Raw genomic sequence first — 22,902 nt, forward strand, 5'->3', positions numbered from 1 at the left:
AATTATTTTTTAATTTTCACCTTTCAACTTCAACTTGTGTGAAATCAAGCTCAACGGGCGTCTTCCTTCCGAAGATATTGATCATCACCTTCAATTTCATCTTCTCGGAATTAACCTCTTGAATCACTCCTTGAAAGTCAGTAAACGGACCTTCAATAACTCTGACAGAATCTCCCACCCTAAATGGGACATCAACCCTTTCACCTTCCTCAACACGCCCAACAAATCTTTCCACCTCATCTTCTCTTAAAGGCACTGGATTTCCTTTCGGACCCACAAAACTAACAACCGAAGGTATACTTTTGATAAAATTCTTCACCTCATCGTCCATTTCCGCCTCAATCAAAATATAACCAGGAAAAAATGCCTTAATACGCGATTTCTTTTTACCTTCTTTTACTACTGTAACTTTTTCAGTTGGGACAAAGACACTAAAAATTTTATCCTTAAACTTACCCTCAGCTAGTTCATTCTCAATATACTTCTTAACTCTGTTTTCATGCCCCGAATATGTCCTCACAGCATACCATCTTCTTGCCATATCAAACATTCAGAATATAACTTTTAAAATTTCCGTTACGATTATATCAATTATCCAAATCACAATTGTAAACAAAAGACAAGCAACGATGACAACCTTTGTTGATTCAATCAATTCATCTTGCTTTTGCCAGGTGACTTTTTGCATTTCCTTGTAGATATCAGTAAAAAAGTTGATGATTTTTTCTCTCATCAGATGATTTTTTTATGAATTTTCTAAAAAGCACGCCCGGAGGGACTCGAACCCCCAACCTGCGGTTTTGGAGACCGCTGCTCTACCAGTTGAGCTACGGGCGTATCCCATTTAGCGCGTTTCCTTGTGGATTGTATGTTTATTGCAATGTTTGCAATACTTCTTATATTCAACCCTTTCAGGGTGCTTACGCCTATTTTTCGTCGTGGTATAATTCCTTCTCTTGCAAACAGTACATTCAAGCGTGATTATCTCTCTCCCTTCGCTTTTAGCCATTTAATGGAGCTTAATTAATTATAAAAAAATTTTTGAGCTCGCGACCGGGATTGAACCGGTGACCTCGTCCTTACCAAGGACGCGCTCTACCAACTGAGCTACGCGAGCTTCCTGAGAGCGGGCGACGGGACTCGAACCCGCGACCACCAGCTTGGAAGGCTGGCGCTCTACCATCTGAGCTACACCCGCTCAAAACAAGTGGGTGGGGAGGGATTCGAACCCCCTCAGGCTTCACGCCACTGGGTTTACAGCCCAGCCCGGCTCTCCAACTCCGGCGCCCACCCATCACCAGAGCTGGCGCGGGGATTTGAACCCCGGACCTGCTGATTACAAGTCAGCTGCTCTACCAACTGAGCTACGCCAGCTTTAAAAAGAACTCCTTACTTAAAGTGCAATCATAAATATAATCATTCAACTTAAAAAAAGCAAGAATTTCAACCCGAACTAGGCCCATACTTCAACATCCGCAACTTTATCTCCTTAACTATCGCATGATACTCCTCCAAATAATCCTTCGGCGGTGTCACCTTAACCCAATTCCCCAAACCCATACTCACTTGAACCTCAAATTCCAATACGGTATTGTAAATCTGATAACTCCTAAAATAAATGCTCGTCCTACCACGAGGTATTATGTGAACCTTCACCCTATCGCGAAACAATACCCCTATCGTATCAGAACCGATTGCCATCTGCCCATCCCTCAATCGCCAGTATGTCTGCATAACATAATAATCCTTCGTCGGATCAATTATCTCCATCGTATATTCATAAAGCTGTAAAATAAAACTCGTCTCGTTTATAATGTAATTTTTATCCGTGTTAAATGAAATCTCATACGAAACCACACCGCGTTCGCTTGTTAAATTCCAACTACGACAACCAAACATAACCAAAACCAAAACAAATAAAAACCTTAAAATCATCTCTATATCTCCTCCTTTACTTTATTGTGTGGTTGGTGGAACCCCACTATCCGGCTCGGGTGTCCCGCTTAATCCCCATATCAATGTATACGTCCCAATGATAATTAAACCAAGCACAATGATGAAAAACAAACTCGTCATAACAGAAGCCCCTCGCGGTAATATCTTCCTGATGAAATCTCTGTCTATCTTCTTAACACCCTCATCTATATTGTCATACCGCCAAGTTATATCAACAGTGTGAAATCTTGAATTTAATTTATCATAACACTCAAACCTTCCAACAAGAAAAACATCATTCGTGTCCTTACCCTGATTCACAAAACTGCCAAAAAAGAGATAATCAACACCAAGCATGTGCGACAAAATTATAACATCGTTCTCAGCTGGATATGACAAAACACTATTAATCCTATCACTTCCAACAAGCTTAACGGCTTCCTCGGGAGAAACAATTTCAATTGATGGTTTCTTAGCGAGGAGGTACAAAATTCCATTTGTTATCTCGCGCTTTGTTCTTTCAGAAACACCGTCAAATTTAAAACCGATAAAACCAACCCTCGGCCTACCCCGCTGTTGGGCAAATATAAAACTTGGGATAAACTCATAAATCAGCAAAGAAAAAATGGCGAAACCAGCCAAAATCTTATTTCTGAAAAATTTCATATAACCGAAATTTTTTATTTGACCGCTAACTTAACGAAACCTGAAACAACCTCATAAAACTTTTCCACTGCATAATCAACATCATCAATGCTATTTGCTCTACCGAACGAGAACCGCACAGTTGAAAGAGCTGTTTTTTCATCCCGTCCAAGAGCCATTATAACATGTGAAGGTCTTAAACTTCCAGATGTGCAAGCAGAACCATTTGAAACAGCAACACCTTTAATATCAAGCCCGTAAATAATAGCTTCAGCATCTATCTCTATTTTACTTGAATTAATTGAAAAATTCAATATATGAGGTATTGACTTATCAACCGAACCATTCAAAAGAAGCACATCACTAATTTCACTGAAAACATCGTTTATTTTATAAAGCATTCTTTCCTTCAACATCTTTGCATGCTCAAAATCATTTATCATCCGTTCAGCGCAAACTTCAACCGCCTTACCAAATCCAACTATTAATGGAACGCTCTCTGTCCCCGCCCTTCTTCCCGCTTCCTGCGAACCACCGTGATGAAATTTTTCAATCTCAACCCCACTCCTGATGTAAAGGAAACCTATGCCTTTAGGTCCATAAATTTTATGAGCCGATGCCGAAAGCAAATCAACATTCAATTTATCCACATCAACATCAATCTTCCCAAACGATTGAACAGCATCTGTATGAAACAAAATGCCATACTCCTTCGCAATTTGACCTATCGCCTCAATTGGCTGAATAGTTCCGATTTCATTATTTACGTGCATCACACTTATAAGACAAGTCCTCGGGGTTATGGCTTGCTTAACATCGTCAGGGTCAATAATCCCATCCGATCCAACTTTTAGAAAAGTCACATCAAACCCATTTTTCTGAAGAAACATACACGCATCAAGAACTGCGTGATGTTCAATTTGCGTTGTTATTATGTGATTTTTACCTCTTTTTAAATTTGCGATCGCAATTCCAAAAATAGCGAAATTATCCGCCTCAGTTCCACCACTCGTAAACACAATCTCAGAGGGCTTAGCATTTATAAAATTAGCTATCCTTTCCCTCGCTTCTTCAATAGCGACTTTCGCTTCCCTGCCAAATTGATGAACAGAGGATGGGTTACCGAAAATTTCCGTAAAATAAGGCATCATCGCCTTTAGGACATCGGGCTCAATCGGGGTAGTTGCTGCGTGGTCAAGATAAACTCTTCTCATAAAATTTTCAAAATTGATTTAAAACTTAACACTTATTCCAAGCGTTGGCAAAATCGGAAGTGAACTGATCGCGCGCCTTTTTATCTTTCCATCCGAAACACTAAAATCATAACCAACGATATTCTTTCTGTTGTAAACATTCATAACATCAATGTAAATGTCCATATCCGATCCGAAAAATTTCGTATTATAAGTAAACCTGACATCAAGCCGATGATAAGGTGGCTTTCTTGAATTGAAGAAATTGCTCAACCCACCATAGTCAATATCAAGTATAACTTTGTCCTTTACAGTCGCAATCCAAACAGAAGAATCTGTCACCATTATCCTCGGCTTTAACCCAACTGGCTCAGTATAAGGATAATTTGAACCATACATCCAGGTAAAGCTTAAATCAAACTTTCGGCTCAACCTCCAATTCAAAACAACATTAAATGTATGTCTTTGGTCAAATATAAACGGTATATCAACCCCGTAAATCTTCCTCCTAGCAATAGAGTAAGAGTAAGAAACCCAACCGTAAACCTTTGTTTTAACTTTTCTCTTTTCAAGAAAAATTTCAAACCCATACGCCTTCCCATCACCCATATTAACAGGGATTGATGTAACCGAATCAGGCACAACCACAAGATAAGGGTCGCTCCAACCTCGCCTGTCAGTTATCGGATGATCAGGTATTCTATCCGATACCCATTTCGTCCCCTGAACACGCTTTCTTACGATGAGGTTATCAAAGTCCTTGTAATAACTTTCAACTCTGAAAAGAACATCAGAAGTCAGCCATCTTTCAACCCCCAAAACATAATGCTTTGACATCTCAGCATTTAATCCTTCCGCTTTTGTGAAATCAAAAAATGTGTTTTGATCGTAAATTTTCTCATAACCGGGCGATTGATAATACCATCCATAAGCAAACCTTAAACTCGTCAGAACATCAAAATTGTAAAGGATGTTCAAGCGTGGTGAAATGTAACTTTTCCCAATTATCCCATAATAATCAAACCTCAACCCGGGTTGAACGATAAACTTTGAACCAAATTTTATCCTGTCCTGAATGTAAAAGTTGTATTTTGAATACTTTTCGGCATAGTTAAAAATCTCTGGAGCGGAAAAGAAACCAAGCGACTTCAAAAACATTTTAAGCTGTTCATCCATTTTTAAAACATATTTCAATTCCGAATTAATCAGATGACTTCCAAAACCAATCTCTATCAAGTGCCTGCCGAAATAATAGCTCAGATCAAACGAAAGGGCTGTTTTACGAATTGAATAATTTGACCAAGTATCTATCTTAAAAAAGGTTGCGTCATCAGGGACGATTTTCCCCTGTGCATCATACGAGGGGTCAAGGATTTCACCACCAAATTTACTCTCACCGGAATTCTCATACCAAGAAGCCATAAACTTAACAAAGGAATTTTTCCCAAGGGAATAGCTCCAGGAGAAACCGAATGTTTTATTGTAAGATAGGTCATTTACGGCTATGCTATCTGGGCGATCAAAATTCTGACCCGTTATGACATTCATAGCATCACGGCTGAAGATGCCAATAAAGTTAAACTTTTGTTTTTCAAACGGCTCAAAGGTCAATTTCATTTGAAAATCGTAAAAATTCGGGAATGTCACATCACCGTTTACAAGCTTAGTCTTTTCAGCTATCGGTTCAAGGATTAAATCATAATAAGTTCTCCTCGTTGAGAAAATCCAGGAGCCGTTTAAAGGCAGTTTTCCCTCAAAAATCAAATTAGCGTTTGTGAGATTGACATTTACCATGCTTGAAAAAATTTTATCTCTTCTTCCCTCACGAGCGCCCACATCAAGGACCGCAGACAATCTATCCCCATATTTTGCAGGGAAACCACCACTCATAAAGTTAAATTCCCCAACCGCATCCGGATTGAACATGCTCACAAAACCATACAAGCGATAGGGATTATAAACCTCTATACCGTCAATTATTATCAAGTTTTCGTCTGGTGATCCACCACGCACAACAAAATTAGTCCCAAAATCAGTTGGCGCAAAAACCCCTGGCAATGTCCTTAACATCCTAAAAACATCTTCACCAAAACCAGCGCCTACCTTTACAGTCCTTGGCTCAACCTCAACAAAACTTGGTCTGACATCCACAATACGCTTCGTTTTATAATCAGCTAAAACTTCAACTTCACTGAACTCAACATAACTTTGCTTCAATTGGAATTCAACATACGATATCTTCCCCTTCTCAATCACAACTCTTTTTCTTTCAACTTCATAACCTATAACTTTCACCTCAACCTCATAAATCCCTGGCTTGACCTTTATCTCAAACTCACCGTTATCGTCACTTGATGAACCCATCAGAGTCCCAACAACTACAACATTGGCATTTGGGATTGGCTGTCCCGTCTCTAAATCAATAACTTTTCCTTTTATCAGCGATTCTTGAGAAAGCAATGTAATTGAGGAAATTAAAATCAACCCCAAAATCCAGGGATATCTATTCCACACTTATAGCACCTCCCACTTTCAATTTTATTTCTCACCACTCTAAAACCAAATCTCTCAACGAGCAAAGCACCGCAATTATAACAATACGTGTTTTCATATTTATCAACATATCCGGGGATATTCCCAGCATAAACAAATCTCAAACCTTCTTCATAACCTATTTCAGCTGCCCTTATAAGTTGCTCTGGTCTTGTATTGTCTGGATCTGTCATTTTATAATCCTTATGAAACGCGGTCACATGCCAAGGTATGTTCGGTGAAACACTGGCAAGAAACTTTGCGATATCCCTCAACTCAGATTCCGAATCGTTAAACCCGGGGACAACAAGCGTAACAACTTCAACCCAAAATCCTTTTTCAACAAGCATCTTTATCGTGTCAAGGACAACGCTTAACCTCCCGCCAAGTTTTCTATAGTTCAAATCGTTAAATGTCTTCAGGTCAACTTTATAAAAATCAACATAGGGTCGCAAATAATCAAGAACCTCAGGCGTTGCATTTCCATTTGAGACATAAGCCCCGCGAATTCCGTATTTCTTTGCTATTTTGAAAATTCCAACAGCCCATTCAGATGTTATAAGTGGCTCATTATATGTGCTCGTTATAATTTTGCTTTTATATTTCAAAGCAATCTCAACTATTTCTTCAGGCGTAATAAAATCAGGCAGGATGCCAGCAACCGGGTCCCTTAGTGCTTGAGATGTAACCCAATTTTGACAATAATCGCAGTGGAAATCGCAACCTAACATTCCAAAACTCAAGGTATAACTTCCAGGATAAACATGGAAAAACGGTTTCTTTTCAATTGGATCAAGCGCAAGTGATGTCACATATCCCCACGGGACGAGAAGTTTGCCCCCAGAGTTAAATCTAACCTTACAAACACCACTTCTCCCCTCCGGTATTTTACACCTATGACCACAAGCGAAGCATTCAATTCTTTTGTCGTCAATCTTTCTGTAAAGCTCACCTTCTCTTGAGTTTTTAATCAAAACATCTCTTAATGTTTGAACCTCGCTGTACATGAACAACCTCCACTTTATCTTTTGCGCTCAATAACTCCAACACCTTAAACACATTTCAAGTTTCAATCGGAAAGAGCCGAGATTATCGCCTTACAAAAAGCTGGAAGGTCATCCGGATTCCTTGAACTTATCAAATTCCCGTCAACGACAACTTCATCATCAATATATTCGGCGCCTGCGTTAACAAGGTCATCTTTTATTGAGTAGAAACCGGTCACCTTTTTCCCTTTTAAAATCCCAGCGGATATTGGAACCCATCCAGCATGACATATGAAAGCGACAACTTTTCCAAGCTCGTAAAATTTCCTCGTCAGTTCAACCGCAACTTTATTTCTCCTTATTCTGTCCGGCGCATATCCCCCAGGGATTACAACTGCATCAAAATCATCAACATTTACATCTTCAAATTTAATATCCGACTTTATGGGATAACCATTTTTGCCCTTGAAAACCCGAACCTCTGGTCCAGCAATTTTAATCCCAGCCCCTTCTTCAATTAAGCGATATCTCGGATAAAGAAGTTCTATCTCCTCAACCATATCTTCAACGAAGATGACAATTTTCTTTCCCTTTAGTTTCATCTCGCAAAGTAAATTTTATTTTAACAAGACCATTTTATTTACAGCGCTAAATCTACCGGCTTTGACCCTATAGAGATAAACCCCGCTCGGTAAGTCGCCAGCCTTGAATTTAACAACTTTTGTCCCAGCGTCAAATCTCTCATCATCAATTAAAACCTTCACCCTTTTGCCCAAGACATTAAAAATTTCAATTGTTACATCCGCCGGCTCTGGAAGATCAAACTTTATATTCGTCTCATTGTTGAACGGGTTTGGATAATTTTGATATAATGTGAACTTTTTCGGTAAAGTTTGTTCAAATCCAGTGTCCGTAATCAACTGATTCCATCTCATCCTTGCCCTTAAAACCGAATTTCTCAAAACGCTCAAGCTATCTCCACAAACGATGGCAAATCCAATTTTTAAGGTATCACCATTTTTCAAAGTTCCAGTTCCTCCTGATATCACAACTGATACATCTCCTGCTCCCGCTGTATTTCTCCTCACACCTTTATAACTTAACGCTTGCCATTTCTCACTTTTTGTGAAGCCATCATAAATCCCCCAAAGCGAATCGCCAGCATTGTTTATAAACCAAATGCCCTGCCCATTCCCACTAACAAGTGCAATTCCAGCTAATGTTTTTTCACCGTTTGGGTCAACATCATAAACATAAACGAAATCACCTATTGGATCATATTTTATGACATTTTCATAAGCACTCCCAAGGTCAAAATCAAGAAACAACCCGGCTCGGAAATTTAAATAATCACTCCCCGATTTATTTATAACCGAGTATTTCAAAAGCACAAAGTTCATATCATCAAATGTCTGATCAAAAGAGAAACTATTCAAAATGACATCAACACCAACTTTATTTTGCGATGGCGCAAGCGAATCTGTGAAGATGGAGAATCCATCTTGAGCGGAAATATCTCCTGGGGTTATCAACTTGAAGGATGTCTTAGAAGAGAAATCATCCCTTTGATGTTGCCCGGTTTCGTCCCTCGCAACATCAACAATTGAAGAACTGCTGACCCCAACCATAAAAGCGCCCTCAAATAATAGATTATTTCCATCCTTGTAAATCAAACCTTTACCTTGAGTGTTATGCGGGTAATCGTTAAAAGCGAGATTCCCACGACTCGTCACCGTTAAAGTTACAAAATTAGCGTTGTGATCTCTGTAAGTTGGTCGGACCAAAATCTTGAAATAAGCGAAATCGTTATAAGCACCAGAGGAAATTTTAACGACGAACTTGATTGTATAATTTTCCGGGGTCGTCGGTAAAATTTGAAACTTGAATGGCTCTTCGTAGTTGCTCTTTGACTGTAAAGTTCCAAGTGAGCCGATTGTGAATGTCCCGCTTATTATCTGAACATAGGGGTCGCTTGCTTCAAGGCGAGCGATTAAATTTGAAGCTGGGTCAAGATAATTTCTAAAGACACCTTTAATTTGAATAACCTCCCCGGGGTCAATAGCACCATCCTTATTTCCGAGAGAATCATCAACAAAGAAATCCTCAAACCTAACAGCCGGGGAACTTATCGTCAGTGCCCTATAGGCATTCACTCTGCCAAAACCGAGCTGATATCTATAATACGGATTTTTATCGTCAATCGGGTCAGCGCTAACTCTAATTTTTTCGGCGACTTGCAAAGGAGAAAGCCCCGGGAATTTAGCCCTGACAAGCCCAGCAATACCTGCAACAAGTGGGCTTGCCATTGATGTACCCGTTAAACTTTCATAAGTATCGTTATACCAGGTATTGTAAATCCCTCCATCAACAGAAAAAACACCTCCCGGGGCACAAACATCAATCGTCTCACCGAAATTTGAATATCCAGCTTTAACATCATTTGAATCAACAGAGGCAACGCTTAAGACATATTTATATCCCGATGGCGAATGAAATTCATCGCTTCTTCCATTGCCTGCAGCTGCTACAACAAGAGCGCCTTTTGAAGTCGCATAATTTATAATTTCTTGCTCAAATCTGGAACCGCCACCGCCACCCCAACTGCAATTTATAACCTTCGCACCGTTATCAACAGCATAAACTATACCTTCGTAGCCATAATAGATTAAATTTTCGTTATCATTGTCAATTGAAACTTTCACTGCCATAATTTTACATTTAAAACCAGCTCCTGCAACTCCAATTCCATTGTTTGTAACCGCAGAGGCAATTCCAGCGACATGCGTGCCGTGAACCGGCTTTTTTTCGCTTGGATCGTTATCCTGCTTTCCCCTGTCATTGTTGAAATTATCCTTACCGCCAAAGTCCCACCCAATGAAATCATCAACATAACCATTTCCATCGTCATCAATACCGTTGTTTGGAATCTCGCGCCAATTGCGCCATATATTCCCAGCAAGGTCCGGATGATCAAGGTCAACGCCAGTGTCAACAATACCTATGACAACATTTGTATCACCTTGAGTTATATCCCAAGCAGACGGAAGTTGAACCTTCCGCAAATACCACTGATATGTTTGAAAATAAGGATCGCTAGGTATGAAATTTGGTTTGTAAATATAATGCGGTTCGGCATATTCAACACTGCTAAGACGTGAAAGCTTTGAGACAACTAAATCAACATCCATCATCTCAGAAAACCTAACTAGATAAATCAAACCCAAATCAATCTCACCTTTTTTCAAGCTTTTCCCAACCTTCTCAGGGAACATCGGTTCAACCGAAGTTATCCCAAGTTGCCCAGCAACATTATTGAACTCATCTATTTCAACTTTTTTCAAGCCGAGAAAATTTTTATATCCCTCCTTGAACTTAACAATAGCGATCCCCGGTATATATCTTTTTTCGACCTTATGCCCACCATTTCGCAAGTTAAATTCAACGCCATAAATTTCAACCTTTTCGTCAGCAGTCCTAAAAACTGGCGAAATTAAAACTAAAAGAAAAATCATCAAAAGAAAAACTATGTATCTCATCTCAAGCTACATTATATTTTAAAACGAAAAACCAAAACCAGCCGAAAGAACATTGACATTTCCAACCGAATAATCAACATTTAAATCAAAAATCGCAAGACCAAGCTTAAATCCAGCTGTCGCTCTGAAATTATTCTTCCCCTTGAGTGAAAAACTCAAATTTTGCTTTTGAGCTCCTGGGAGAGGTGGCTCGTAGGTGTAGTTTATATCTGCTGAGAAAGATTCATACCCAACACCGCCATAAAGCGTAAAAAATATAAAGCTCTTGCTTGCGTGAACATTCACATTTAAAGCTGTTGCCTTAAGATATGATCCAACTTTCAACTGCTGATAAACGCCTTGGATGGCGACATTTATTGGGAACATCGGTATATATTGACTTATACTGTGTCCCAGACCAATCCCCAAAAGATTTACACTTCCAATGTCATCGTCAATTTTTATAGACGGGACAAATCTTACGAGAAGTTCAGAGTTCATAGTTGAAAAAGCAACTTGTGGAACGGCAAGCGGAACAACTTCCAACCCAACGCCACCTGGCAAGTTAACATCCTGGATGTTTTTATATTTTGTCTTTGCCCCGGCATTTTTATCACCTAAAACTGTAGCGGTATTAACCGTTGAAGGATCATAATCAGAGCCAAGTTCAGCAGTAAATGTCTTCATTGATGATGGGACGAAAACACCCATTGCTTTAACGCCGACATAAAATCCGAAAAGTTTGCTCATTGAAGCGGTATGATAAAGCCCGGAGTTTAAATTAGCCCCCATCACATCAACAAGTGGTTGGATATAACCTTTTGCAGCGGATTGGGGAAAGCTTGTGAGATTTTCGTCAACCTGAGCGAAAACAAAAGAAGAAAAAATTAAAAATATACCTACTAACCGAATTGCTTGCCTCATTTTTCCCTCCGTTTTTTGGTTTTTAAATTAGCTCACTCTTTCAAGAACGAAATCTGCAAGTTTTAAAAGTGATCCCCGTGCTGGGGAATCCGGAAAATCAAATATAAATCCCTTCGCTCTGTCAAGATATTCTTCCGCGACTTTCAGTGTGTAATCAATGCCACCATAACTTTTCACGAAATCAATCACATAAGAAATATCTTTCTTCGTCAGATTATTTTTTATGATTTTAATCACACGCCTTGCTTCTTTACGAGACGAGTTTTTCAAAGCGTAGATTAATGGTAGCGTTATCTTTCCATCTTTTATATCTGCACCAACTGGTTTTCCTGTTATTGAACTGTCACCTGTGTAATCAAGCAAGTCATCTCTTAGCTGAAATGCAACGCCTATATTTTCTCCGTAATTTTTCAATTTTACCCTGACAAATTCATCATCGGTTGCGCTTGCTGCGCCGAGCTCGCAACAAGCGGAAATTAAAGATGCTGTTTTATCCGATATTATCCTGAAATAAACTTCCTCGTCAATTAAATTTGACCTTGAGCTTTGAATCTCAAGCAATTCCCCCTCACTCATCCTTTTAACAGCATTGCTTGTTATATGAAGAAAGTCATATTCCTTATGCCTTAGAGAAATCAACAACCCCTGCGCTAAGAAAAAATCGCCCATCAAGACAGCAACTTTATTTCCCCATATCGCATTTATTGACGGGAAACCACGCCTCATATCTGACTCGTCAACAACATCGTCATGTATAAGTGTCGCGGTGTGAAGAAGCTCGGCAAGCGTAGCAGCATGATAGGTGGCTTCATTTATCTCACCGACAAGCTTTGCAGAAAGCAAAACGAGAGTTGGTCTGATCCTTTTCCCTTTTTGTCTGAGGATGTAATGCGAAATTATATTTAAAAGTTTCACTTGTGAAAACATCGTGCGCCTAAAAATTCTCTCAAATTCAAGTAGTTCCTTTTGTATCGGTTGTATAATTTCCTTTAAATTCACAACTTCACCTTTTTTGTTTTAAACACTTGGCTTTTTACCTGTTAATTTAACGACGAAAATGCTCAGTTCATATAGAAGATAAAGCGGTATTGCAAGTGCCGCTTGGCTTGCGATATCAGGACCTGGGGTCAGGACAGCAGCGATTATCAAAATGAGGACAACCGCATGTTTTCTATAATGTCTCATAAAAGCTGGGGTTAAAATTCCAAGACGTCCGAGGAAAAAAGAAACCATTGGCAATTCAAAAACTATTCCCGATGCAAGGATAAGCCCGATGACGAAACTTATGTATTCATTTATTGCTATGATATTTTTTATCTCACTGCTACCAAACTCGGCAAAAAACTTTAATGAGATAGGCAAAAGGACAAAGTAAGCGAAGATAAGCCCAGCAAAAAAACAAAATGAAGAAAAAGCGACAATCCACAAGACATATTTTCTCTCCTTTGGAAGGAGCCCCGGCTCAACGAATTTCCAAATTTGATAAAGTGTGAAGGGAAAACTCAAAACAATACCTGATATGACGACGACTTGCATATAAAGCATGAACTGTCCATATGGCTTGAGATTTTGGAGTGTAAAGCCAGCTTTTTTAGCTGGGACGATTAAAATCCCGTTGACGATTTCATCGCTGAAGAAAGCACAAATTATAACCCCGATTAAAATTCCAAGAAGTGATTTTATTATCCTTGATCTTAATTCTTCAAGGTGCTCCCAAAATGTCATTTCTTTCTCATACACTTGTGCGGTGTTTTCCGTTTTCGCCTCAGCCATAATAAAATTGGTTTATCTTCGCAAACTTTTTGATTAAGTTAATTATTTAGAAAGTTAAAATCAAAAAATCCCCCATTTTTCGGAATGATTTGTGCCCGGGGCGGGATTCGAACCCGCACGGGCTTAAAGCCCACTACACCCTGAATGTAGCGCGTCTCCCAGTTCCGCCACCCGGGCAAAATTCAACTAAATTTATCGCTTGTGAAAAAAATTTCAAAATTTGCTTTTAAATTCCATTTTTGCAAATTTTTACAGCGTGAAAACAAAAATCAATAAAAAATGAAACCCGAACTTTTAATCTCGTTGCTAATTTTAACTTTGGGTTGCAAAATCGTTGGACAAGAAGATGAATTCATCTACGGAAAAATTTATGTCAACTCAATTGTGGTAGATGACAGCGTAAAATTCGGTGAAACATTCACTGTTAAAATCTATGGATCGTTCCCAACCCCAGGTTGGCAAATCTTCAAACACGAGATAAACGAAACAGAAAGTAAAATTGAGATCACACCGATTGCAAGGATTCGTAAGGATATAATTGTCCCACAAGTTTTGACCCCTTGTTCTACATCCGTTGAGTTACTTTGCAAAACAAAATCCGACTCTTTAAAAATAGTTGCAGTGGGAAGAACATCAAAAATTGAAAAGACAGTAAGAGTTGTAAAGTAAAACCTATGCCGGCGAAAATTGGAATAGAAAAGAAAGACGAATTTTACATCGCAAGATGTTTTCAGCTTGCTTTAAAAGGCAAGGGTTATGTTAGCCCGAACCCAATGGTCGGTTGCGTTATAGTGAAGGACAATAAGATAATCGGAGAGGGCTATCACGAAAAATATGGCGAAGCACATGCGGAGGTAAATGCAATTAAAAACGCAACAGAAAGCGTTGAAGGCGCAACCCTTTATGTTAACCTTGAACCGTGCGTTCACTACGGCAAAACACCACCTTGTGTTGACCTGATAATTGAATCAAAAATAAAAAGAGTTGTCATCTCAACAATTGACCCAAATCCACTTGTCAACGGCAAAGGTATTGAGAAATTGAAAAACGCAGGAATTGAGGTCACCGTTGGAGTCCTTGAAAAAGACGCAAAGAAACTAAACGAATTTTTCTTCAAATATATAACTCAAGGAATTCCATTCGTCGGTTTAAAAATCGCACAGACAATTGACGCAAAAATTGCCGACATTGAAGGAAACTCAAAATGGATAACCAATGAACAATCACTCCACTATGTCCATCAACTTCGCCATGAATACGATGCTGTCTTAATCGGTAGTCGCACCGCAAAACTTGATAACCCGAATTTGACAGTTCGTCTCGTTGAAGGAAGAAACCCGTATAGAATAGTGCTTGATTCAACTTTAAGTTTACCCTTAGAACTTAACATCTTTTCCGACAGCAACAAGGATAAGACAATTGTTTTCACTTCGGCTGAGTCTTTCAGGGAAAAGAAGGAAAAAATTGAAAAACTTGATTCGCTTGGGATAAAAGTTATTCCTGTTAAATCATCAAGGAAAAAACTTGACTTGAAAGAGGTTTTGGAAAAACTTGCGCAACTTGAGATTGCCTCGGTTTTGGTTGAAGGTGGCGGTAAAATTTTCACCGAATTTTTAAAACGAAAACTCGCCGACAAAGTTTATGTATTCATAGCTCCTAAAATTCTCGGCAAAGGGATACAAAGCATAGGTGACATCGGAATAAAATCAATAAAGGAAATCATCACTTTGAAAGATATATCAATACAAAATTTCGGAGATGATGTTCTAATAACTGGCTATCTACGGACTGATTAAAACAGTTCCCTTCTATTTGCGTAAAAATTCAAAAGCAAGCCAACCATCGCCATATTCATCCACATCGCTGAACCGCCATAACTTAAAAATGGTAACCAAATCCCAATCACTGGCGAAAGACCAAGCGTCATACCTATGTTCACAACAACATGGAAAGTCCAAGTTGAGAAAATTCCAATCGCGACTAAACTTGCAAACCTTTGCTTTAAAATTGATGCGAGGTTTAAAATTCGCCATAACAGAATAAAATAAAGGATCAAAATTATAGCCGAACCGATGAATCCGAATTCTTCCGCTGGAACACAAAATATAAAATCCGTCCACTGCGCTGGGACAAACCTCAACTGTGTCTGCGTCCCCTTTAAAAAACCTTTACCAGTTAGCCCACCTGAACCAATAGCTATTTTTGATTGTATGACATTATATCCCGCACCGAGAGGGTCACTTGATGGATTGAGAAAAGTCGCAATGCGTTTTTGTTGATGCGGTTTTAAAACTTTATGATAAATATGTTCGCTTGTCAACCCAACCATAAGATTAAGGGCGATGACCAAAAAAGTCAAAATCAAAGACCTCCTCATCAGAATAAAAACAAGCGTAGTCAAAATCAGAGTGATTATAAAAATCTTCACACTTAAAAAAGATGCCAGAATCACTATCATCGGCGCCACGATTAAAAGAAGCCAAAACACCGGAACACCAGCCCAAAAAAGCATCCCAATGAAAATTCCCCCGAAAACAATAGCAGTTCCAAGGTCAGGTTGTAAAATTACAAGAAAAATAGGAATTAATGTTAAAACAGCTGAAACGATCAAAGTTATAATTCTGTCTGGCTCAACATTTCTTCTTGAAAGAAAATAAGCCAAGATTAAAATAGTTGTAAACTTAGCAAATTCCGACGGTTGAAACTGAAACCTCCCGATCTGTATCCAGGACTCTGAACCAGATGTTTTCTTACCGATAAATAAAACTATGACAAGGAAAATGGTAGACAAAATATAAAGCCAAACCGACAGTCGGATCAACTTTTGAACTGGGAAAAAATAGAAAAACAAAGCAACAAGCAAACCGCTGAAAATCCAAAGCACATGTTTAACAAAAATTGAATACTGCCCCGGTAAATTGGTTGCGCTATAAACCGAAAGCAAACTTATCAATACAAGCCCTAAAAAAGGGATCAAAATTTTAAAGTCAATTTTATCGGCTATTCCTCTTTCCATTTCACAAGTTTAAACTCTGCTCTTTGATTTTTAAGTTCAAAGTACTTTTTAACTATTTCCCTTGCTATTGGTGCAGCAACTGCGCCACCAAACCCAGCGTTTTCAACTATGATAGCAAAAGCAATTTCTGGGTTTTCATACGGGGCGAAACCTATAAACCAAGCGTGGTCATTTCCGTGTGGATTTTGCGCCGTTCCCGTCTTACCCGCAACATTTACGCCTTCAACCCGCGCTGACTTCCCCGTACCGTTAGAGCCATTGACGACAAGATACATCGCCTCACGGACTATGTCAAAAGCTTGTTTTGAAACGGGGATTTGACGAGTATAATATGATACCTCTTCAACTTTGCCAGTTCTTTTATTCACGACTTTTTTGACGAGATGTGGCTGATGATAATTTCCATAATTGGCTAAAGCCATGGCATAGCATGCCATTTGAAGAGGCGTTGCGCTTATCTCTCCTTGACCTATCGCTAAACTTATCAAATAACCCTTGGTCCATTTATTCACTCCATAAACACGATTGAAATAATCCGTTGATGGCAAAATCCCTGAAACCTCTTCTAACAAATCAACACCTGTTTTCTTACCGAATCCAAAAAGCGAGCCATATTTTGACCACTCATCAAAATTCACTCTCAACATCAAATTATAGAAGTAAACATTACAAGACACCTCAATCGCCTCTGTCAAATTAACCCAACCATGACCGCGGCTTGTATGACATTTGAAAACCTTATTCCCATAGACGAAGTAACCGGGACAATAAACTTTCCAATTTAAATCAACCGCCCCTGTTTCAAGAGCAGTGATCGCAAGAATCATTTTAAAAGTTGAACCTGGGGAATACAAACCAGTGATAGCTCTGTTCAAAAGTGGCTTGCGCGGGTCATTGTTAAGTGAATTCCAAAATTCAGGTGGAGTATAACCACTGAGCGAAGAAAGGTCATAATTTGGTTTGCTGACCATAGCGAGAATTTCACCATTTCTCGGATCAATCACAACAGCCGAACCCGACTTTCCTTCAAAGAGACCTTCAATAAAAGATTGCAATTCTAGATCAATTGTCAAAATAAGATCAGAACCCTCCGAAGGCGGTATATCGCTCCTCCCATCGTTATATCTACCAACGAATCTACCAAAAGCATCAACCATAACAAAACTATAACCTTTTTCCCCCTTTATTATCAACTCATAACTTTTTTCAAGTCCAGAATGACCTATTTGATCCCCTGACTTATAGAGACCCTTATATACCGAAAGCATATCTGGAGTGATCTCTTTAACATACCCAAGTATATGTGAAGCAACGGTTGGTTCTCTATAATTTCTCTTATGTTCAATTAAGTAATCAACACCCTTTAATTCATCGCGATGTTCTTCAATATAAGCTATAGCACTAATCGGGGCATCGCGGCGAATTCTAACCTGGGCAAAAGGTGAGGGAGCGCTTTTGATTTTATCAACTATGTAATTTTTATCAACCTTCAAAATCCTGGCAAGAAGCTCAAGATTTTTCATATCAAACTCATAAGGTGTTATGATAACCGTATAAGCTGGAGCGTTGTCAACTATTATCTTGCCATTCCTATCAAGTATCAATCCTCTAATTGGATCGTGCTGAAGTGCTTTTATGCTATTCGTTTGCGCCTGCTTTTTGTATTCAGCATCGCGATACAACTGAAGCTCATATAATCTGAGCATAAAGGAAAAGAAAATAAGCGAAATTAAAATTTTAAGAAATTTCAACCTGAAATTTTCACTCATAAAATATGTGACCTCCTTGATGTTGCAAAAATTGGAACAAGGGATAAAATCGTCGTATAAATCGCCCCACCGATAAGTATCTTAATAATTTCACTTGTTTCAAATTCACGACCAAGTATATCAACCGAAAAATAAACTGCATTATTCACAACAGAGCATAAAAAAACGATTTGCGGAAAGCGAAATGTCCCAGTATTGACATCAATTTTTGCCTCATCATAGAAAAAACCAGCTATAAAGCCACATATCGTTTTTGAAAGAGCAGAAAGCCCAGGCGTGAAATCAACTGTGTAATCCAAAAGTAAGCCAGAGATGAATCCAGCAATGCTTCCGGCAATTTGCCCATTTTTCAAAGCAACATAAACGACAAATATAAGCATCAAATCAGGCGTAATCTGGCTGATTGACATCAAAGGAACAACCGCAATGCTCAAAAGCAATATGATCAATCCGGTGATTAAGTATCTTATATAGAGCATCAAATAAGAACTTTATTTTCCGTAAAACATTTCCTCAAACTTTTCCTTTTCGGGGTCGGATTTATATTTTACAACAAACACCTCTTCAAGTTTTGTAAAGTCAACCGATGGTTTAACTTTTATGACTTTGAAAAGCCCTTTTGCAGAATTATCTGTTTCAACAACCACTCCTATCTCCATCCCTGGGGGGAAAATCGTGCTATATTCAGAAGTTATGACGACATCCCCGGGTTCAACATCCATCGTCTTAGGGACATTAAGCATTGAGAGATATTCACCGCCTTCCCAAGCAATTATGCCATCAACTCTACTTCTTTGAATTTTAACGCTTGCTCTGAAGTCCTTATGGAATAAAATCATCCCAACAGAATAATTTTTACCAACTCGTATAATCTTACCGATAACACCGGATTCGCAAACGATGGGCATATTAACCTCAACCCCATCGCCTGATCCAACATTTAGAATGATATAATTTCTCAAATTAATAAGCGACTTCCCAACAACATCAGCTGAGACAAGTTCATAATCGCTGTTTCTCTCTTTAAAACGAAGCAATTCCCGCAGGCGTATATTTTCAAGCTTTTCCTCTTGAAGTTGATTTAATTGTGCAAGCAACATCATATTAATTTTCTTCAGTTCCTTATTCTCCGCCTGCAAGTTGTAAAAGTTCGGTATTATATCAGTGATTGATTTCGTAAATCCGACAATTTCAAGCGCAACTTTACTAACGAGATGGGACTTCGGTGATTTTGAGCTGAAAAGAAGGACAATTGATATCGCAACAAGAATTGAGAGGATAAGATATTCCTTAAGATGCCCGGTTATTTGAGTTAAAATTCTCAACATCAATATCTTTGACTTTTAATGAGAACCTTTGAATAAGCTTCAAGGTTTTCAAGGACTTTACCAGCGCCTCTGACTACGGCGGTTAAGGGGTCTTCAGCCACATGAACCGGAAGCCCCGTTTCCATTCTTATCCTCTCATCAAGTCCTTTCAAAAGCGAGCCGCCACCAGTTAACATTATGCCACGATCAAGTATGTCAGCTGCAAGTTCAGGGGGAGTTCTTTCAAGTGCGAGTTTTATCGCATCAATTATGGCAATTATTGGTTCGTTCAACGCCTCACGAATCTCAACAGAACTAACTTCAACGATCTTCGGTATCCCAGTTACAAGGTCTCGTCCTTTGACTTGAATTGTAACCTCTTCTTCAAGAGGCATCGCTGAACCAACTTCACACTTTATATCCTCAGCTGTCCTCTCACCGATCAAGACATTATACGACTTCTTGAAAAGCTGAATTATTGCATTGGTCATCTCGTCACCAGCTATGCGTATTGACTCTTGCGTTACAATCCCCGAAAGAGCTATAACGGCTATTTCGGTCGTCCCACCGCCGATATCAATTATCATATTTCCATATGGTTCAGTCACATCAATTCCTATCCCAATTGCAGCAGCCATCGGTTCAGGGATTAAATGAACTTCTTTTGCACCAGCGTGTTCAGCAGAGTCACGAACCGCCCTTTTCTCAACCTCGGTCACACCACTTGGAACACTTATAACGACACGTCTACTCGGAAACCAATTCACATGAATTTTCTTTATGAATTCCCTTAACATCCCCTCCGCCATCTCAAAATCAGCTATCACGCCATCTTTAAGTGGTCTTATTGTTTGTAGGTCCTTATGAGTCCTTCCGAGCATTTCCTTTGCTTCATGCCCTATGGCGACGATTCTCCTTGTACTTCTGTCATAAGTTACAATTGATGGCTCATTTAATACAATGCCCTTTCCCTTCATCCATATCAAAGTGTTTGCGGTTCCAAGGTCAATTGCTATATCAGCTGTAAATAAATTGAAAAGTCCCATTTCCCTTTCTAAATTTTTTAGTGTTTGAAATGTCTTATTCCAGTGAAAACCATTGCGATGTTATATTCATCCGCTATTTTTATCACCTCTTCATCCCTGATTGAGCCACCGGGTTGAATTACAGCTGTTGCACCTGCTTTTATAGCTTCAATCAAAGCGTCTGGAAAGGGGAAGAAAGCATCAGAGGCAACTACGCTACCTCTCAAATCGTGCCCCATCTCTTTTGCCTTCATTACTGCGATTCGCGATGCATCAAGGCGTGACATCTGTCCAGCCCCAATCCCAAGCGTTCTATCTCTGCGAGCATAAACTATAGCGTTTGATTTAACATGCTTTACGACCTTCCACGCAAAAATCAACGCCTCCATCTCATCAACCGTTGGTTTCCTTCTCGTGACGACCTTCAAATTCATCGGCTCAAGGTCAACATTGTCAACTTCTTGAACAAGAACACCCCCTATGACTTTCTTGAAGTCAAAATCAAATTTTTTTATATCAACACCCTTGTACCTTATCAACCTTCTATTTTTCTTGTGGGATAGAAAATTTAACACATCAGAGGGGAAATCCGGGGCAATTATAACTTCGCTGAAAATACCGTCAATTTCAATCGCCGTCTTAAGATCAAGCGGTCTATTAAAAGCAATTATCCCACCAAATGGAGAAATTGTATCGGTTGCAAACGCCTTTTTGAAAGCCTCAAGTATTGATTTATCATCAACTCCAACACCGCAAGGATTCGTATGCTTAACTATCGCACAAGCTGGCTTGTCAAATTCAAGGACAAGTTCCGTTGCCGAACTTATGTCAAGTATGTTGTTGTATGAGAGTTCCTTACCGTGAAGTTGTTCAAAATAATTGAAGAAATCGCCATAAATAGCTCCTCTCTGATGCGGATTTTCCCCATAACGCAAATTTTTAATCTTAACAAGATTTAAATGAAAAACGCTTGGCAATACATCCTCGGTTAATTGCGAAAACAAAAAGTTTGCAATCCTCGCATCATAATCTGATGTGTGCTGAAATATTTCAATCGCTAGTGAAAGACGCGTCCTTTCTGAAAGTTCGCAACCATTTGATTTAAGCTCTGAAATTATCTCCCCATATCTTTTTGGATTCACAACGCCAGCTACATACTTGTAGTTCTTTGCGCTCGCACGAAGAAGCGTTACTCCACCGATGTCAATTTGTTCAATAGCATCTTCAAACTTAACATCGCCTTCAGAAATAAAACTTGAAAAAGGATAAAGATTGACAACAACAAGGTCAATGGGTAAAATACCAAACTTATTTAACTGCTGAATATGTTCGGGATTGTCTCTTACAGCAAGAATCCCGGCAAGTATTTTCGGATGAAGTGTTTTAACCCTGCCGTTGAGTAATTCAGGAAAACCAGTCACATCTTCAATCTTTAAAGCATTAACCCCATTTTGGGCAAGATAATTATATGTTCCACCCGTTGATATTATTTCTATGCCAAGGTTTTGGAGTTCCTTTGCGAAATCAACTATCCCAGTTTTATCTGAGACACTGATGAGTGCTCTTTTAATTTTCATTTTTTATGATCACCTTTCTTCCGAAAACATTCACTTTTCCCTCAACGAACAACCTTATAGCTTCGGGATAAACCTCATGTTCAACTTTTAAAACCCTCTCCGCAAGCGTCTCGGGTGTATCATCGTCTTTAACTTCAACCGCCTTTTGTAAAACTATCGGACCGTGGTCATATTCCTCATCAACGATATGGACCGTCACACCGGTTATCTTAACCCCTGATTCAATCACCGCCTTATGAACATTAATCCCATACATTCCTTGTCCGCCGAAAGATGGAAGCAACGCCGGATGAATGTTCAATATCCTGTTTCTGTATTCGCTCACCACTTCAGCCGGAATTTTTTTCATATAACCTGCAAGAACTACGAGTTCAACATTTCTCTTCCTAAGTTCGCTTAAAATTTTATCCACATACTCCCTATCACTTGAAAACTGGCTCCTGCTGATGTGAAGCGCATCTATCCCTTTTGAACGGGCTATCTCAAGGGCACCAGAGCTTGAGTTATTACTTATCACAACAACAACCCTTGCCTTTAACCTTCCTTCTTCAATGGCTTTAAGGATTGCCATAAGATTTGAACCACGTCCAGAGGCAAAAACAGCGATATTCATACTGATGATTAACGCTTTCATTTTCTGCTTAAATTTAATACTTGCATGACAAATTATCAAATGGAGGCTAAAAGTAGGATTTAAAAATCGTA

The 22,902-nt window shown here is 39.1% G+C and carries 22 protein-coding genes and 6 tRNA genes; 2 read left to right on the top strand and 26 right to left on the bottom strand.

Annotation, left to right across the window (positions count from 1 at the left end; genetic code table 11):
- Positions 1–16: 16 nt before the first annotated feature.
- The 19 genes from nusG to FKZ43_RS04735 form a co-directional block, all read right to left on the bottom strand.
- The gene (gene nusG, locus FKZ43_RS04645; RefSeq protein ID WP_419951031.1) at positions 17–541 is read right to left on the bottom strand and encodes a transcription termination/antitermination protein NusG; all 525 of its coding nucleotides are present in this window, start codon (positions 539–541) and stop codon (positions 17–19) included.
- 9 nt (positions 542–550) lie between these two features.
- Positions 551–733 (bottom strand): preprotein translocase subunit SecE, encoded by a 183-nt coding sequence (gene secE / locus FKZ43_RS04650; RefSeq protein WP_140944711.1) that lies wholly within the window; start codon positions 731–733, stop codon positions 551–553.
- Between the two features lie 31 nt (positions 734–764).
- Positions 765–837 (bottom strand) — tRNA-Trp (locus FKZ43_RS04655).
- A gap of 7 nt (positions 838–844) precedes the next feature.
- Positions 845–1,009, bottom strand: a complete 165-nt coding sequence (rpmG, locus tag FKZ43_RS04660; protein WP_140944712.1) for a 50S ribosomal protein L33 — start codon at positions 1,007–1,009, stop codon at positions 845–847.
- Positions 1,010–1,044: 35 nt separating this feature from the next.
- Positions 1,045–1,117, bottom strand: a tRNA-Thr gene (locus FKZ43_RS04665).
- An 8-nt stretch (positions 1,118–1,125) separates the two neighbouring features.
- Positions 1,126–1,198: transfer RNA gene (locus tag FKZ43_RS04670), tRNA-Gly, on the bottom strand.
- A 10-nt stretch (positions 1,199–1,208) separates the two neighbouring features.
- A tRNA-Tyr gene (locus FKZ43_RS04675) sits at positions 1,209–1,293 on the bottom strand.
- 8 nt (positions 1,294–1,301) lie between these two features.
- A tRNA-Thr gene (locus FKZ43_RS04680) sits at positions 1,302–1,374 on the bottom strand.
- A 69-nt stretch (positions 1,375–1,443) separates the two neighbouring features.
- Positions 1,444–1,935 carry a hypothetical protein gene (locus FKZ43_RS04685; protein ID WP_140944713.1) on the bottom strand — a complete coding sequence of 164 codons (492 nt, stop codon included), beginning with the start codon at positions 1,933–1,935 and terminating at the stop codon, positions 1,444–1,446.
- Positions 1,936–1,956: 21 nt separating this feature from the next.
- Positions 1,957–2,601: a hypothetical protein gene (locus FKZ43_RS04690; RefSeq protein WP_140944714.1), complete on the bottom strand. Its 645-nt coding sequence runs from the start codon at positions 2,599–2,601 to the stop codon at positions 1,957–1,959.
- Between the two features lie 14 nt (positions 2,602–2,615).
- Positions 2,616–3,794, bottom strand: coding sequence for a cysteine desulfurase family protein (locus tag FKZ43_RS04695; RefSeq protein ID WP_140944715.1), 1,179 nt, complete (start codon positions 3,792–3,794; stop codon positions 2,616–2,618).
- An 18-nt stretch (positions 3,795–3,812) separates the two neighbouring features.
- A complete protein-coding gene (locus FKZ43_RS04700) occupies positions 3,813–6,287 on the bottom strand; it encodes a TonB-dependent receptor (protein WP_140944716.1) in 2,475 nt (824 codons plus the stop codon).
- Positions 6,254–7,312: an AmmeMemoRadiSam system radical SAM enzyme gene (gene amrS / locus FKZ43_RS04705; protein ID WP_140944717.1), complete on the bottom strand. Its 1,059-nt coding sequence runs from the start codon at positions 7,310–7,312 to the stop codon at positions 6,254–6,256. The genes FKZ43_RS04700 and amrS overlap by 34 nt, the downstream gene beginning before the upstream one ends.
- 62 nt (positions 7,313–7,374) lie before the next feature.
- Positions 7,375–7,893, bottom strand: a complete 519-nt coding sequence (locus tag FKZ43_RS04710) for a type 1 glutamine amidotransferase domain-containing protein (protein ID WP_140944718.1) — start codon at positions 7,891–7,893, stop codon at positions 7,375–7,377.
- A 15-nt stretch (positions 7,894–7,908) separates the two neighbouring features.
- Positions 7,909–10,827: a S8 family serine peptidase gene (locus FKZ43_RS04715; RefSeq protein ID WP_140944719.1), complete on the bottom strand. Its 2,919-nt coding sequence runs from the start codon at positions 10,825–10,827 to the stop codon at positions 7,909–7,911.
- 18 nt (positions 10,828–10,845) lie between these two features.
- Entirely contained in the window at positions 10,846–11,730 is an 885-nt protein-coding gene (locus FKZ43_RS04720) for a DUF6588 family protein (protein ID WP_140944720.1), read from the bottom strand.
- A 27-nt stretch (positions 11,731–11,757) separates the two neighbouring features.
- Positions 11,758–12,729 carry a polyprenyl synthetase family protein gene (locus FKZ43_RS04725; RefSeq protein ID WP_140944721.1) on the bottom strand — a complete coding sequence of 324 codons (972 nt, stop codon included), beginning with the start codon at positions 12,727–12,729 and terminating at the stop codon, positions 11,758–11,760.
- A gap of 18 nt (positions 12,730–12,747) precedes the next feature.
- Positions 12,748–13,503: a twin-arginine translocase subunit TatC gene (gene tatC / locus FKZ43_RS04730; RefSeq protein WP_235894688.1), complete on the bottom strand. Its 756-nt coding sequence runs from the start codon at positions 13,501–13,503 to the stop codon at positions 12,748–12,750.
- A 92-nt stretch (positions 13,504–13,595) separates the two neighbouring features.
- A tRNA-Leu gene (locus tag FKZ43_RS04735) sits at positions 13,596–13,680 on the bottom strand.
- A 102-nt stretch (positions 13,681–13,782) separates the two neighbouring features.
- On the opposite strand from FKZ43_RS04735, the gene FKZ43_RS04740 reads away from it, so the two are divergent.
- Together FKZ43_RS04740 and ribD are read left to right on the top strand one after the other, a co-directional pair.
- Positions 13,783–14,172 (top strand): hypothetical protein, encoded by a 390-nt coding sequence (locus tag FKZ43_RS04740; protein WP_140944722.1) that lies wholly within the window; start codon positions 13,783–13,785, stop codon positions 14,170–14,172.
- 5 nt (positions 14,173–14,177) lie between these two features.
- Positions 14,178–15,299, top strand: coding sequence for a bifunctional diaminohydroxyphosphoribosylaminopyrimidine deaminase/5-amino-6-(5-phosphoribosylamino)uracil reductase RibD (gene ribD, locus FKZ43_RS04745; protein WP_140944723.1), 1,122 nt, complete (start codon positions 14,178–14,180; stop codon positions 15,297–15,299).
- On the opposite strand, the gene rodA is transcribed toward ribD, so the two are convergent.
- The 7 genes from rodA to purN are packed head-to-tail and all read right to left on the bottom strand — an operon-like array spanning position 15,296 to position 22,831.
- Positions 15,296–16,519: a rod shape-determining protein RodA gene (gene rodA / locus FKZ43_RS04750; protein WP_140944724.1), complete on the bottom strand. Its 1,224-nt coding sequence runs from the start codon at positions 16,517–16,519 to the stop codon at positions 15,296–15,298. The genes ribD and rodA overlap by 4 nt on opposite strands.
- Complete coding sequence (gene mrdA, locus FKZ43_RS04755; protein WP_140944725.1) at positions 16,504–18,288, bottom strand: penicillin-binding protein 2; 1,785 nt, start codon at positions 18,286–18,288, stop codon at positions 16,504–16,506. The genes rodA and mrdA overlap by 16 nt, the downstream gene beginning before the upstream one ends.
- Positions 18,285–18,767 (bottom strand): rod shape-determining protein MreD, encoded by a 483-nt coding sequence (gene mreD / locus FKZ43_RS04760; RefSeq protein ID WP_140944726.1) that lies wholly within the window; start codon positions 18,765–18,767, stop codon positions 18,285–18,287. Before mreD ends, mrdA begins: the two co-directional genes overlap by 4 nt.
- 12 nt (positions 18,768–18,779) lie before the next feature.
- The gene (mreC, locus tag FKZ43_RS04765) at positions 18,780–19,616 is read right to left on the bottom strand and encodes a rod shape-determining protein MreC (protein ID WP_140944727.1); all 837 of its coding nucleotides are present in this window, start codon (positions 19,614–19,616) and stop codon (positions 18,780–18,782) included.
- Positions 19,616–20,641: a rod shape-determining protein gene (locus FKZ43_RS04770; RefSeq protein ID WP_140944728.1), complete on the bottom strand. Its 1,026-nt coding sequence runs from the start codon at positions 20,639–20,641 to the stop codon at positions 19,616–19,618. Before FKZ43_RS04770 ends, mreC begins: the two co-directional genes overlap by 1 nt.
- Before the next feature lie 17 nt (positions 20,642–20,658).
- The gene (gene purH / locus FKZ43_RS04775) at positions 20,659–22,197 is read right to left on the bottom strand and encodes a bifunctional phosphoribosylaminoimidazolecarboxamide formyltransferase/IMP cyclohydrolase (protein WP_140944729.1); all 1,539 of its coding nucleotides are present in this window, start codon (positions 22,195–22,197) and stop codon (positions 20,659–20,661) included.
- Positions 22,187–22,831 carry a phosphoribosylglycinamide formyltransferase gene (gene purN / locus FKZ43_RS04780; protein ID WP_235894689.1) on the bottom strand — a complete coding sequence of 215 codons (645 nt, stop codon included), beginning with the start codon at positions 22,829–22,831 and terminating at the stop codon, positions 22,187–22,189. Before purN ends, purH begins: the two co-directional genes overlap by 11 nt.
- Positions 22,832–22,902 lie beyond the last annotated feature (71 nt).

Source organism: Candidatus Thermokryptus mobilis (genome assembly GCF_900070205.1).
GTDB lineage: Bacteria > Bacteroidota > Ignavibacteria > Kryptoniales > Kryptoniaceae > Kryptonium > Kryptonium mobile.